At 73.3% G+C, this 13,612-nt stretch carries 12 protein-coding genes; 11 read left to right on the forward strand and 1 reads right to left on the reverse strand.

The window, feature by feature from the left end; all coding sequences use genetic code 11:
- Positions 1 to 106: 106 nt before the first annotated feature.
- Entirely contained in the window at positions 107 to 1,420 is a 1,314-nt protein-coding gene (locus tag AC07GB_RS33810; protein ID WP_478852256.1) for a transglycosylase family protein, read from the forward strand.
- Between the two features lie 26 nt (positions 1,421 to 1,446).
- Here AC07GB_RS33810 and AC07GB_RS33815 read toward each other — a convergent pair whose 3' ends face one another.
- Positions 1,447 to 2,631, reverse strand: coding sequence for a DMT family transporter (locus tag AC07GB_RS33815; protein WP_478852258.1), 1,185 nt, complete (start codon positions 2,629 to 2,631; stop codon positions 1,447 to 1,449).
- A gap of 239 nt (positions 2,632 to 2,870) precedes the next feature.
- Here AC07GB_RS33815 and AC07GB_RS33820 point away from each other — a divergent pair, with 239 nt between their 5' ends.
- From AC07GB_RS33820 to AC07GB_RS33865, 10 genes are all read left to right on the forward strand, one after another.
- On the forward strand, positions 2,871 to 3,620 hold the full coding sequence (locus AC07GB_RS33820) for a (2Fe-2S)-binding protein (RefSeq protein ID WP_478852260.1): 750 nt from the start codon (positions 2,871 to 2,873) through the stop codon (positions 3,618 to 3,620).
- Between the two features lie 37 nt (positions 3,621 to 3,657).
- Entirely contained in the window at positions 3,658 to 4,854 is a 1,197-nt protein-coding gene (gene glgA, locus AC07GB_RS33825; RefSeq protein WP_478852262.1) for a glycogen synthase, read from the forward strand.
- Between the two features lie 80 nt (positions 4,855 to 4,934).
- Positions 4,935 to 6,155 carry a glucose-1-phosphate adenylyltransferase gene (gene glgC / locus AC07GB_RS33830; protein WP_478852264.1) on the forward strand — a complete coding sequence of 407 codons (1,221 nt, stop codon included), beginning with the start codon at positions 4,935 to 4,937 and terminating at the stop codon, positions 6,153 to 6,155.
- Between the two features lie 476 nt (positions 6,156 to 6,631).
- Complete coding sequence (locus AC07GB_RS33835) at positions 6,632 to 6,856, forward strand: DUF5988 family protein (RefSeq protein WP_478852266.1); 225 nt, start codon at positions 6,632 to 6,634, stop codon at positions 6,854 to 6,856.
- Positions 6,857 to 7,021: 165 nt separating this feature from the next.
- Positions 7,022 to 8,887: a molecular chaperone HtpG gene (htpG, locus tag AC07GB_RS33840; RefSeq protein ID WP_478852268.1), complete on the forward strand. Its 1,866-nt coding sequence runs from the start codon at positions 7,022 to 7,024 to the stop codon at positions 8,885 to 8,887.
- 41 nt (positions 8,888 to 8,928) lie between these two features.
- Positions 8,929 to 9,159: a hypothetical protein gene (locus AC07GB_RS33845; RefSeq protein WP_478852270.1), complete on the forward strand. Its 231-nt coding sequence runs from the start codon at positions 8,929 to 8,931 to the stop codon at positions 9,157 to 9,159.
- 115 nt (positions 9,160 to 9,274) lie between these two features.
- Positions 9,275 to 10,783, forward strand: coding sequence for an SDR family NAD(P)-dependent oxidoreductase (locus tag AC07GB_RS33850; RefSeq protein WP_478852272.1), 1,509 nt, complete (start codon positions 9,275 to 9,277; stop codon positions 10,781 to 10,783).
- A gap of 306 nt (positions 10,784 to 11,089) precedes the next feature.
- The gene (locus AC07GB_RS33855; RefSeq protein WP_478852274.1) at positions 11,090 to 11,263 is read left to right on the forward strand and encodes a hypothetical protein; all 174 of its coding nucleotides are present in this window, start codon (positions 11,090 to 11,092) and stop codon (positions 11,261 to 11,263) included.
- A 184-nt stretch (positions 11,264 to 11,447) separates the two neighbouring features.
- The gene (locus tag AC07GB_RS33860; RefSeq protein WP_478852276.1) at positions 11,448 to 12,203 is read left to right on the forward strand and encodes an ArsR/SmtB family transcription factor; all 756 of its coding nucleotides are present in this window, start codon (positions 11,448 to 11,450) and stop codon (positions 12,201 to 12,203) included.
- Entirely contained in the window at positions 12,200 to 13,549 is a 1,350-nt protein-coding gene (locus AC07GB_RS33865) for an MFS transporter (protein ID WP_478852278.1), read from the forward strand. Before AC07GB_RS33860 ends, AC07GB_RS33865 begins: the two co-directional genes overlap by 4 nt.
- Positions 13,550 to 13,612: the final 63 nt, after the last annotated feature.

A 13,612-nucleotide genomic window follows, 5' to 3' on the forward strand; every position in this document is an offset into this window, starting at 1 on the left:
CTCGACGGACAGGCCTTGTCACAGTGGCGGCCGACCGGCTAGCTTGCGGCCTTGTCCTGTGGCTGACGTGTGACCTCGCGTACATCGCGTGTCTGAGGGGGCTTTCATGGCCTTACGAGGCCGGCATCGCCGGTACCAGCCGAGCCGGATCAACCGTGCCTCGCTCACCGTCACCGCGAGCGGCGCGGGCATCGCGCTGCCCCTGGTGTCCGCGGGGACGGGCCACGCGGCGGACGTCGACACCTGGAACAAGGTGGCCGCCTGCGAGTCCACGAACAACTGGAGCATCAACACCGGCAACGGCTTCTACGGCGGCCTGCAATTCACCCAGTCCACCTGGGAGGCCTACGGCGGCACGCGGTACGCCCCGCGTGCCGACCTGGCCACCAAGGACCAGCAGATCGCCGTCGCCGAGAAGGTCCTCGACGGGCAGGGGCCCGGCGCCTGGCCCGTCTGCTCGGTGCGGGCGGGCCTCACCCGGGGCGGCGACACCCCGGACATCAAGCCTGCGACGGCGCCCCAGAAGCGCCCGGGCACGGCCAACGACGCCAAGACCGACGGCGGGCGCACGGCCCCCAGGCCGCCGCAGCGCACCGTCAAGGACGTCAAGCCGGAGGTGACCCCGCAGTCCGCCGCGGGCACCGCCCGCATGTACACGGTCGTGCACGGCGACACCCTGTCGGGCATCGCCGACGAGCGCCGCGTGCGGGGCGGCTGGCCGCAGCTCTACCAGAACAACCGCCGGACCATCGGCGCCGACCCGGACCTCATCACCCCCGGCCAGCGGCTCTCGCTGCGCGGCGCGGACGGCAAGGAGAAGCGGCCCGCGCGGCCGCCCGAGCGCAGGAAGCCGCCGGAGGGCAAGGAGCGGCCCGCGCGCGCCCCCGAGAAGCAGCGCGCGCACCCGCGGCCCAAGCCCCCCGCGCAGCAGGAGAGGAAGCAGGCCAGGCCCGCGCCGAAGCGGGACACGGCACCGGCTGGGCGGCAGAAGGCCAAGCCGGCCACGCAGGCGCAGTCGGGGGCCACGGCGCCCGTCGCCGCGTCGATCGGCACGCCCTACCGCGCGTCCGGCAGCTCCTGGTCGAAGGGCTACCACACGGGCGTCGACTTCCCCGTGCCCACGGGCACCTCGGTGAAGGCCGTCGCCGCGGGCACGGTCGTGGAGTCCGGCTGGGGCGGCTCGTACGGCTACCAGGTCGTCATCCGCCACACCGACGGCAGGTTCTCGCAGTACGGCCACATGTCGGCGCTCTCGGTGAAGGCCGGGCAGAAGGTCGTCCCGGGCCAGCGCATCGGCCGCTCCGGCTCGACCGGCAACAGCTCGGGCCCGCACCTGCACTTCGAGATCCGCACGGGCCCCGGCTTCGGCTCGGACGTCGACCCGCTGGCCTATCTGCGGGCGCGAGGCGTCCGCATCTGAGGATCCGCGCGCCCGGGCGGCTCGCCTTACGCGCGCGCCGCCCGGGCGTCCGCGCGGGGGAAGGCCTGCATCACCGGTTGCATCGGCACGCCCGCGAGCCCGGCGAGACTTTCGGGCAGGAACGGCTGCTCCGGCGCGGGGGGTTCGTCCGCCCGGGGCCGGGAGCCCGCGTCGGCGGCGGGGCGCTCGTCGTGGACCGCCGCGCGTTGCTCGGTGACCGCGGCCGTGCGCTGCTCGGTGACCTCGGCCGACTCCTGCGGCGACCCGGACGAGGAGGCGGGGACGCGGCGGGCCGCCGGCTCGGCGGGCAACTCCTCGCGGGGCGCGGCCGGCGCGGCGTCACCGCGCGGCGCGGCCGCGGCGGAACTCGCGGCGGCCTCCGCCCCGATGCGCTCGGTGGTCAGCAGGATCAGCCCGCCCGCGGCGACGACACCGCAGGTCAGCGCCACCGCCGTGCCCATGGCTCCGTAACGGAAGGACTCCCCGAACAGGGTGAGGCCGACCGCGGCCGCTATCACCGGATTCACCACCGTCACCGTGGACAGCGGCGCCGCGAGCCCCGCGCCCCGGTAGGAGGCCTGGGACAGGAGCAGTCCGGCCACCGCGAGCACCGCGATCACCGCGAGGCTCGGCACCTGCCGGGTCAGCGGCTCCTGGGCGTCCCAGTCCACCGCCACCGTCTTCGTGAACACCGAGGAGATGCCGAAGGCGATGCCCGCCGCCGTGGCGAGCAGCACGCTGCGTACCGCCGGGTGCCGGTGCGCCGCGTGGGCCAGCAGCATCAGGGCGACCACGGCCCCGCCCGTGCCGAGCGCGAGCATGACGCGCTCCGCGTCCAGGAGGGAGCGGGAGTCGGCGGCCCGGGTCAGCGAGAGCAGGCCCGCGAGGCCCACCGTGGCCATCAGGGCGCCGCGCCAGGCGGTGGCACCGGCCTTGCGGCGCACGAACATCGCGGCCATCGGCAGGGCGAACACGATCGTCAGGGCGCCCAGGGGCTGCACCAGGCTGAGCGGCCCGAAGGCCAGCGCCACGACGTGCAGCAGCCCGCCGAGGCCGTTCAGGACCACCGCGACCCACCACACTCCGCGGCGCAGCGGCGCGTACTCGTGCTGCGAGGCCGTCGCCGCCACCTGCTCCTGGAGGATCGCCCCGCCCGCGTACGCCACGGCGGAGACGAGGGAGAGCAGGACGGACAGCGCGAGGGCACTCATGAGGCGCTCCGCAGGTGAAGGCAGCGCCGGTCGGCCCGGTACGTATCGTGCCGGTACGTCCGGTACGTCCGGTGCGGCGTGCGGTCGGCTTCCATGTTCACCACAATGTCGCGCGGAGCGCTTCCAGTCGTCGTCCCTGAGCAGTCAATCCGTCCTACTGCCGATGGAGTACGACCCCCCGTATGTCCTCCCCAGGTCTGGTTACCCATGGGACCGGGGGCTTCTGATGTACTGCGGCGATGACAGCTCACAGCCCTGACATCGCCTGGGACGTGGTCGGATCCGTCGGCGGCTTCTTCGCCCTGCGGACGGGGGAGCCGCCGGGGCGGACCCTTCCCATGGTCGCACGCGTGTACGAGGTCGGCAGGGCGGTGACGGAGGGTGACCCGCTGTCCTTCCGCGTCACCAAGGTCGCCGCCCGGCTCGCCGCTCCCGAGCCCCGCGTCGCGGCCTCCATCGCCCACCTCGGCCTCGCCGCCCGCCTGTGGTCCCTCGCGCTCGGCCCGGCCGCCCTGTACGGGCGCGTGCCCGACCTGGACCCGCGGCTGCTGCGCTGGGACGCCGACGGCAGCTCGCCGGACGACCTGTGGCTCAGCGGCGACCGCACGTTCCCGGCCGATGCCGCGCGCCTGAGGCAGGTCGTCCTGGAGGGCCACCTCGCCCCGCTCGCGGACGCCCTGCGCGCCCGCTTCCGGATCTCCCCGGCGCTCCTGCGCGGCAACGCGGGCTCGGCGCTCGCGGGCGCGGCCCGCGAACTGCACGCCTGGGCGGAGCGTGCGGGCCGCCCCGACGTGGGACGGCGGGCCCTCGCGCTCGCCGCCGACCTCTTCGCCCTCCCGGAGCTGCGCGCCACCGGCACCCTGGACGGCACCGCGTTCCGGCGCCGCAGCTGCTGCCTGTACTACCGCTGCCCGAACGGCGGCCTGTGCGGCGACTGTTGCTTCGACCGGCCGCCGCAGCGGTCTTCCCTCGAAGCGCCCGCTGGGTGACCATGAGGGGGCCGGCCGACGACGGGGGGCTCCGCTCGTGAAAGTGGGACTGCTCACCCGTGAGTACCCGCCGGACGTCTACGGCGGCGCGGGTGTCCACGTCGAGTTCCTCGCCCGCGAGCTGCGCGCGCTCACCGACCTGCACGTCCACTGCTGGGGCACCGACGCCGCCGCTGACGAGGGGGCCGGCGAGGTGGTGCGCCACCGCGCGTGGAGCGCGCTCGACACCGCCAACGACGCCCTGCGCACCCTGTCCGTGGACCTCGCCATGGCGGCCGGGCTCGACGGCTGCGACCTCGTCCACACCCACACCTGGTACGCCAACCTCGCGGGCCACGTCGGCAAGCTCCTGCACGGCATCCCGCACGTCCTGACGTCGCACTCGCTGGAGCCGCTGCGCCCCTGGAAGGCCGAGCAACTGGGCGGCGGATACGCCGTGTCGAGCTGGGCGGAGCGCACCGCCGTCGAGGCCGCCGACGCCGTCATCGCCGTCTCCGGCGCCATGCGCGAGGACATCCTCGCCTGCTATCCGGCCGTCGACCCCGCGAAGGTGCGCGTCGTCCACAACGGCATCGACACCGCGCTGTACCACCCCGACCCGGGCACCAGCGCCCTGGCCCGGCACGGCGTCGACCCCGGCCGCCCGTACGTCCTGTTCGTCGGCCGCATCACCCGGCAGAAGGGCGTGCCCCACCTGCTGCGCGCGGCCCGGCGACTGGAGCCCGGCATCCAGCTGGTGCTGTGCGCGGGCGCGCCCGACACCCCGGAGATCGACCGGGAGTTCCGCGTCCTGTTCGAGGACCTGAGCCGCGCCCGCGACGGCGTCCACTGGATCCCGCGCATGCTGCCGCGCCCCGAGGTCGTCCAGCTCCTCACCCACGCGGCGGTGTTCGTGTGCCCATCGGTGTACGAGCCGCTCGGCATCGTCAACCTGGAAGCCATGGCCTGCGGCACGGCCGTCGTCGCCTCCCGCGTCGGCGGCATCCCGGAGGTCGTCGCGGACGGCACCACAGGGCTCCTCGTGCCCTACGACCGGCACGACGAGGAGCGCTTCGAGCACGACCTCGGCCTGCTCATGAACCGCCTGGCCGCCGACCCGCGCCGGGCGGCGGCCATGGGCGCGGCCGGACGCTACCGGGCCCGGCGCGAGTTCGGCTGGGACGCGGTGGCGCGGCGCACGGTCGAGGTGTACGCAGACGTGCTCGGCGTACACGGCGTACTCAAGGCAACGTAAGCGGGCACCCGGACACCGGGGGCGCACGGGCGCCCCCTCTCGGAGCGTTCCGGGCCCACAGGGCGGTAGAGGGGGCGGCGATGCGCGGCGGACCTTCGGTCCTTGGAATCGTCCTCGCGGGCGGCGCGGGCAAGCGGCTCATGCCGCTCACCGCCGACCGCGCGAAGCCGGCGGTGACCTTCGGGGGCACGTACCGCCTCGTCGACTTCGTGCTCTCCAACCTCGTCAACGGCGACGTCCTGCGCATCTGCGTCCTGACGCAGTACAAGTCGCACTCCCTCGACCGGCACGTGTCCACCACCTGGCGCATGTCGAGCCTGCTCGGCAACTACGTCACGCCGGTCCCCGCCCAGCAGCGCCTCGGGCCGCGCTGGTACCTGGGCAGCGCGGACGCGATCCTCCAGTCCCTGAACCTCGTCCACGACGAACAGCCGCAGTACGTCGCGGTGTTCGGCGCCGACCACGTGTACCGCATGGACCCCCGGCAGATGCTGGCGCAGCACGTCGAGTCCGGCGCGGGCGTCACCGTCGCCGGGATCCGCGTGCCGCGCGCGGACGCCCGGCAGTTCGGCGTCATCACCCCGGCGCGCGACGGCACACTCGTGACGGGCTTCCTGGAGAAGCCGCAGGACCCGCCGGGGCTCCCGGGCGCCCCGCACCAGGTGTACGCCTCCATGGGCAACTACATCTTCACCACCAAGGCCCTCGTCGACGCCCTGCGGCAGGACGCCGAGGACGAGGAGTCGGCGCACGACATGGGCGGCTCCATCCTGCCGATGCTCACCGAGCGCGGCCTCGCCCAGGTGTACGACTTCGACGGCAACCACGTGCCGGGGGAGACCGCGCGGGACCACGGCTACTGGCGTGACGTCGGCACGCTCGACGCCTACTACGAGGCGCACATGGACCTGATCTCCGACCAGCCCGTGTTCACCCTCGACAACCGCTGCTGGCCCATCTACACCCACCCCGGCCAGCTCCCGCCCGCCAAGTTCTGCGCGGGCGGCATCGCGGGGGAGTCGGTCGTCAGCCCCGGCTGCGTCATCCGCGGCCAGGTCACGCGGTCCGTGCTCTCGCCCGGGGTCACGGTCGAGGAGGGCGCGGTCGTCCAGAACTCGGTCCTGCACGACAACGTCCGCGTCGGCCGGGGCGCGGTGGTCCGCGGCGCCGTCCTGGACAAGAACGTGGACGTCCCGCCCGGCGCCACGATCGGGGTGAACCCGGAGCGGGACGCCGAGCTGTACACCGTCTCGCGGGCCGGGGTCATCGCCCTCGGCAAGGGACAGTGCGTACCGGAGTGAGGGCCGGCGCGCGGGAGCGGTGGGCGCGCCCGCCCCGGCACGGGAAGCGACGGTTCTACTAGCTTTCGTAGACCCGTTACCGAGGGCGGATGTGGACTTCTGTACCTATACCACTGCTCGTACCCGCCGCGTACGCTGAGCGGCAGTTCCTTGGGGAGCGGGGGTCGGGAGGGTGTGGTCCGAGGTGTTCCGGTGCGGGCGTACGGGAAGGGCGGGCACCCACTCCATACGCCCGCGGCGCATCCGTACGCGAGACGGCCGCACCCCCGCCGGTTCGCGTCCCTGAAGCCGACCGCCCCACGGATCGCGCCGGAGCGTGAGCGCTCCGCACGGACCAGGGCCGGGTGCGCCCCCCGTCGCACCCGGCCCTCCACCGACCGGTGACCACCGAGGCCGTCGCCCCGCCGCGACCACATGCCCGGACCCCGAGTTCCGTACGACAACCGGCACGGCAAGTCCAGAAGGTGAGGATGAACATGGTCGACAAAGGCACTCCCAACGCATTCCTCAGCGGTGGCTCCCACGCGTTGATCACGGACGAGGACCGGCTGCACCACCTGCCGGACCCCGGCGTGGACAAGGTCAAGGTGCTGTGCGGCAACCGCTACGAGCACTTCGAGGCCAGCTCCGAGACGACCCGCGTCGACGACCGCGAACTGCGCGTCTTCGTGTGGACCCAGCGCACCTACGTCGCGGAGTGAGACGGCGGGCCCTCCCCCGGCAGGACGCGGGGGAGGGCCCGCCCGCGCGGCGGGCGCGCTTGTCCGGGCCGTCGTCGGTGTGCCAGATTTCGTGGGCGCGTGCGCGCGCACATCCTGTGACCGATCTGTGCACACCATGCAAAACGAAGGGACGTAAGGGACGTAATGAGCACCGAGACGCTGGAGTTTCAGGCTGAAGCGCGGCAGCTCCTGCAGTTGATGGTCCACTCGATCTACTCGAACAAGGACATCTTCCTGCGCGAACTCATCTCCAACGCCTCCGACGCCCTGGACAAACGGCGCCTGGCCGGCCTCACCGACGAGGCCCTGCGGGCCGACGACCTGCACATCGCCGTCGAGGCGGACAGCGAGGCCCGCACCCTGACCGTGCGCGACAACGGCATCGGCATGTCGCGCGAGGACGTGGTGGGGCTCATCGGCACCATCGCCCGGTCCGGCACGGCCGAGACTCTGCGCCGCCTCAAGGAGAAGAAGGAGAACAAGGGGAACAAGGAGAACGCGGAGGGCGCCGAGTCGGTCGAGCTGATCGGCCAGTTCGGCGTCGGCTTCTACTCCGTGTTCATGGTCGCCGACAAGGTCAGCCTGCTCACCCGCAAGGCCGGCACGGAGGACGGCGTCCGCTGGGAGTCGGACGGCGGCGGCACGTACACCATCGAGACCGTCGAGGACGCGCCGGAAGGCACCTCGGTGACCGTGCACCTGCGCCCCGCGGACGAAGAGGACGCGCTGTACGACTACGCCGACGACCGGAAGATCCGGGAGATCGTCAAGCGGTACTCGGACTTCATCTCGTTCCCCATCCGCATGGGCGACGAGACCCTCAACTCGATGAAGGCGCTCTGGGCGCGGCCGCGGTCCGAGGTCAAGGACGGGGAGTACCGGGAGTTCTACCGGCACATCAGCCACGACTGGACGGACCCGCTCGACGTCATCCAGATGAGGGCGGAGGGCACCTTCGAGTACGAGGCGCTGCTCTTCATCCCCTCGCGCGCCCCGCACGACCTCTTCCAGCGCGACGCCCGTCACGGCGTCCAGCTGTACGTCAAGCGCGTGTTCATCATGGACGACACCCGCGAGCTGCTGCCCGACCACCTGCGCTTCGTCAAGGGCGTCGTGGACGCGGCCGACCTGTCCCTGAACATCTCCCGCGAGATCCTCCAGCAGGACCGGCACATCCAGCTGATCCGCCGCCGCCTCGCGAAGAAGGTCCTCTCCACCGTCAAGGACCTCATGAAGAACGACGCGGAGAAATACCGCACGTTCTGGCGCGAGTTCGGCCCCGCGGTCAAGGAGGGCCTGCTCGACCGGTCCGAGGACCACAAGGCGATCCTCGACATCGCGTCCTTCGCCTCCACCGCGGGCGACGAGCCCACCACCCTGGCCGACTACGTCGCCCGGATGAAGGACGGCCAGGACAAGGTCTACTTCATGACCGGCGAGAGCCGCGCGCAGGTCGAGAACTCCCCGCACCTGGAGGCCTTCCGGGCCAAGGAGTACGAGGTCCTGCTGCTCACCGACCCGGTGGACGAGATCTGGGTCGAGTCGGTGCGGGAGTACGACGGCAAGGAGTTCCAGTCCATCGCGCGGGGCGCGGTCGACCTGCCCGCCGACGAGGAGCTGTCGGAGGAGGAGTCCGGGGCCTACGCGCCGCTGCTCGGCTGGCTCAAGGAGACCCTCGACGACGTGAAGGACGTCCGCCTGACGACCCGCCTCACCAGTTCGCCCGCGTGCCTCGTCAGTGACGCCGAGGGGCTCACCCCGGCGCTGGAGAGGATGTACAAGGCGATGGGTCAGGAGGTCCCCGCGGTCCAGCGCATCCTGGAGCTGAACCCCGAGCACCCGCTGGTCGCCGGCCTCAAGGCCGCGCACGAGCAGCGCGCCGACGCCCCGGAGCTGACCGAGACGGCCGAGCTGCTCTACGGCACCGCCCTGCTCGCGGAAGGGGGCGACCTGGCGGACCCGGCGCGCTTCGCCAAGCTGCTCGCGGACCGCCTCGCCAGGACGGTGTGAGCCCTGGGCGGCCGGCTGTGTGACCCCTGAGGCGAGCCTGCGTGCCGCGCGCCGCCGCCGCGGCGGGCCTGCGCCTGCCCATCCGGCGGGTGCTGCTGCCCCTCGGCGGCGCCGCGCGGCACCCCGCGCCCGGTTTCGACCCGCTGGACCACGCGCGGCTCGCCGCCCGTACGGGATCTCCACGCGGCGGCGGGCGCGCTGCCGCGGCGGAGGGCCTGGAGCGGCTCGCGGTCTGCTCGCGCGGAGCTGACCGGGCTGGTGGCCGCCTGTGACGACCGAACGAGTTTGATACCAGGCCCCCGCGCTACGTAAAGTTCCGCTTTTGGAGTATCCGCGGTCGATCCCAGGCGAACCGCGGCACGAGCGCGATGAGGAACGACAGCGGCGATGACGGTCACAGACGAGAGCCAGCAGGAAGGCACCGGCGCCGTCGCCGGGGCCGACGCGTACGGTCCGGGCATCGACCCCGAGCGCCTCGCGGTCTGCCTCAGCGTGCTCGACGAACTCGACAAGCTGGAGGTCGACCACCCCGACGCGATCACCGTGCGCCGCGCCACGGCCGGGATCTACCGCACGGTGAAGCAGCGCCGCCGCCAGGAGCGCCGGGCCGCGAAGACCGCCCACGACAAGGCCGTCACCGAAGCCACCGCCACGGGCTCCGCGCAGCGCATCGACGACGAGACCGAGGGCATCCTGCCCTCGTCCGTCACCGAGGCGGGCAAGCTCGCGGGGATACTCCAGCGCCCCCGCTCCTGCTACACGTGCAAGGCGCGGTACGTGGAAGTCGACTACTTCTACCACCAGCTCTGTCCCGAGTGCGCCACCCTGAACCGCGCCAAGCGCGACGCCGGCGCCGACCTCACGGGCAAGAGCGCGCTGCTCACCGGCGGCCGCGCCAAGATCGGCATGTACATCGCGCTGCGGCTGCTGCGTGACGGTGCCCACACCACGATCACCACGCGGTTCCCGAAGGACGCCATCCGCCGGTTCAAGGCCATGGAGGACTCGGCGGACTGGATCGACCGCCTCGAAGTCGTCGGCATCGACCTGCGCGACCCGGCCCAGGCCGTGGCCCTGGCCGAGCAGGTCGCCGAGCGCGGCCCGCTGGACATCCTGATCAACAACGCCACGCAGACCGTGCGCCGGCTGCCCTCCGCCTACGCCGCGCTCGTCGAGGGCGAGAGCGCCCCGCTGCCCGCCGGTGAGCTGCCCGCCCACCACGTGATCGGCGCGTTCAACTCCGGCGCGGTGGACGGCCTGGCCGCGCTGCCCGTCGGCGTCACCGGTCTCGACGCGCAGAAGGTCGCCGACCTCGCCCTGGTCGCGGGCAACGCGAGCGTCGAGCGGCACCGCGACGGCAGCGCCATCGACGCGGGCGGCCTGGTGCCGGACGTCGTGGACAGCAACACCTGGGTGCAGTCCATCGAGCAGATCTCCCCCGTGGAGCTGCTCGAGACGCAGCTGTGCAACTACACGGCGCCCTTCATCCTCATCAGCAAGCTGCGCGCGGTGATGGCCGAGGCCGCGCGCAAGGCCCCGAGCAAGCGGGCGTACGTCGTCAACGTCTCCGCGATGGAGGGCGTGTTCGGCCGCGGCTACAAGGGCGCGGGCCACCCCAACACCAACGCCGCCAAGGCCGCCATGAACATGGTGACGCGGACCAGCGCCCAGGAGATGTTCCAGACCGACGGCATCCTCATGACCTCCGTCGACACCGGCTGGATCACCGACGAGCGCCCCCACTACGACAAGCTGCGCCTGGCCGAGGAGGGCTTCCACGCCCCGCTCGACCTGGTCGACGGCGCGGCCCGCGTCTACGACCCGGTCGTGCGCGGCGAGGCCGGCGACGACGTGTACGGCGTCTTCCTGAAGGACTACGCGCCCGGCAAGTGGTGACGCGCCGCGCGCCCGCCTGGTGGTCAAGGGTGGCACGCGCCTCTTCCGGGTGACGGGGCGTCTCCGCGCGGGCGGATGTCCGGAAGTCACCCCTTAGGCCCAGCGCTATCGAGCAGAAGCCCGCTCATTTGGTTAATCTGGTGCGAACGGACGGCTGGAAGGCATCCACCACCGCCTCCCGGCCGTCCAGGGACAGGCTCGCCACCACGGCCGCGATCCCGCCCGCATCCGGCGCCACCGCGACCGCGAAGCCAGCGAAAGCAATGAGGCATCGTTTGTCCGTTACGCGACACAGAGGAGTGCGCGGTGACACCAGATCTGACCAAGCAGGACACGCGGCCGGTCGAAGCCGGCGGTGAGCGGGCGGTCCGCCCGAAGCAGCTCCGCAATCTGGAGGCCTGGGCCAAGGCGGCCCCGATCCGTCTCGCCGGCTACGAGGACGACCTCGCCGAGCCGCACATCCTGCCGGGTATCGACTGACGGTATCCGCCCGCACGTCGCACGCACCCCGCGCCGATCTCCATGGCGCGGGGTGCGTGGCGTATGCCGGCCTTCTCCGCCCGCCCCGGGCCCCAGGGCCCCGGGGCGGGCCTCGCAAGATCCTCCCAAGGAAATTCTGCAAAAACTATTTTGGAAAGTACGGAGGGCGATCTAGGCTCCCCGTATGGCTGACGAACACCGGGTCCTCGACCCCGAGCGGGACGCCGCCGCCCTCAAGGCCCTCTCCCACCCCCTGCGCATCAGGCTGCTCGGCCTGCTGCGCGCGGACGGCCCCGCCACCGCGAGCGAGCTGGCGGCCAAGACCGGCGAGTCGTCCGCCTCCACCAGCTATCACCTGCGGGTCCTGGCGAAGTACGCGTTCGTGGCGGAGGCCGAGCACCGCGACGGGCGCGAGCGGCGCTGGCGCCCGGTCCACGCGGTCACCAGCTGGAACAACGTGGACATGGACGCCTCGCCGGAGGGACGCGCCTTCCGCAGCAGCATGGCCCGGCGCCAGATCGACCATCTGAACCGGTCCCTGGCCCGGCACGAGCGGGACCTGGACGCCGGCCGCTTCGGGCCCGAGTGGCGCGAGCACGCCGGGATCACCGACCTCATGCCCCGCCTGACCGCCGGCTCCCTCGCCGAGCTGTGGCAGACCTTCGAGGCGAAGCTGGCCGAGCTGACCGCGCGGGACGCCGAGGACCCCCGCGCGGAGCAGGTCGTGGTCTTCGCCGCGACCCTGCCGGTGACGGCGTACGCGGCGAGGGAGGCCGGTGAGCCCGGCGAGTGCGGGCAGGGTGCCGGTTCCGGTGGCGCGGACAGCGATGCGGACACCCTCGGAGCGCACGGCCCTGACGCCCCCGGCGCACCACGTACCTCCGGTGAGCCCGAGGCCGCCGCCGGTCCGCACCGGAACGTCACCTGGGGCGTGGCGTGACGGCCCGGCAGCCCCTCGCCCCGCACGCCGCCCGGCGCAGATACGTGCTCGCCTGCGGCCTGTTCTGGCTGCCGCTCGGCCTCGCCATCGCCCCGATGGTGCCGCTGATGACCGAGCGGGGCCTCGCCCTCGCGGCGGTCGCGGGATGCGTCGCCGCGCACTCCCTGACCGCCTCGCTGCTCGAACTGCCCACCGGCGGGCTCGCGGACGTCATCGGCCGCAAGGCCGTGCTCGCCGCCGCGGGCGTGCTCGACGTGGTGGCGCTCACCCTGCACGCCCTCGGCACCTCCGCCTGGGTGCTCGCCCTCGGCATGGCCCTCAAGGGGGCGGGCCGGGCCCTGTCCAGCGGCCCCGCCGAGGCCTGGTACGTCGACACCGTGCAGGCGAGCGCGGGGCCCGACGCCGAGCTGCGCACCGGCCTCGCGCGCGGCGCCACCGCGACCTCCGTCGCCCTGGCGGCCGGCACGCTCGTCGGCGGCGCGCTGCCCTGGCTCCTCGGGCTCGGCCCCGACCTCGGCGGCCGCCTGGAGGAGGCCACGTCGGGGCTCGTCCTGCCGCTGTCCGTGCCCGCGCTCCTCGGCGTGGCCGTGGCGCTCGTCTTCATCGTGTACGTACTGACCGCGCTGCCCGAGCCGCCCCGCCCCCGGGCCACCCTGCGAGGCGTGCTGCGTGGCGTCCCGGGCACCATCGCCGCCGGGATCCGCCTGGGCGGCAGCGACGCCCTGGTGCGCAGGGTCGTGCTCAGCGCGGGCGCGGCGGGCAGCGCCCTGGTCACCGTCGAACTCCTCACGCCGGGCCGCGCCGCCGACCTCACCGGCGCGGCGGAGTCGGGCGCCGTGGTGTTCGCGGGCCTCGCCTGCGCCGGGTTCCTGTGCTCGGCCCTCGGCAGTCAGCTCGCCGCGACCGTCGCCCGCATCGCCGGCGGCGGGGAGCGCGCCGTCCTGCTCTGCCTCGGCGCCGCCGGGGGCGGGCTGCTGCTGCTCGCGGCCACGGCGACCGCCACGGGCCCGGCCCCGGTGCTGCTCGCGGTCGGCGGCTACGCGCTCGTGTACCTGGGCCTCGGCGCGGCGAACCCCAGTCAGAACGACCTCCTGCACCGCCGCGTGCCCAGCGAGGGCCGGGCCACCGCCCTGTCCGTCCAGTCCCTCGCGCTGCAACTGGTCGGCGCCGTCACGGGGTTGATCGCCGGCTTCCTCCCGGCCGGGCCCGCGCGCTGGCTGCTGGGCGCCGCCGTCCTGCTCGCGGGCGCCGCGCTGTGGGCGCGCCGCACGGAACCGGACGCCGGAGCGGAGGCCCCCGCCGAGCGGTTCCCGCTGGTCAACACCGAATCAGCGGCGGAACGTTGACGTGACGCGGAGGAACCGCGACGCCGCGCACCGCGTTTCCTCCGGGGTGAGGTGACGGACGGC

Source organism: Streptomyces sp. NPDC045778, from assembly GCF_056431945.1.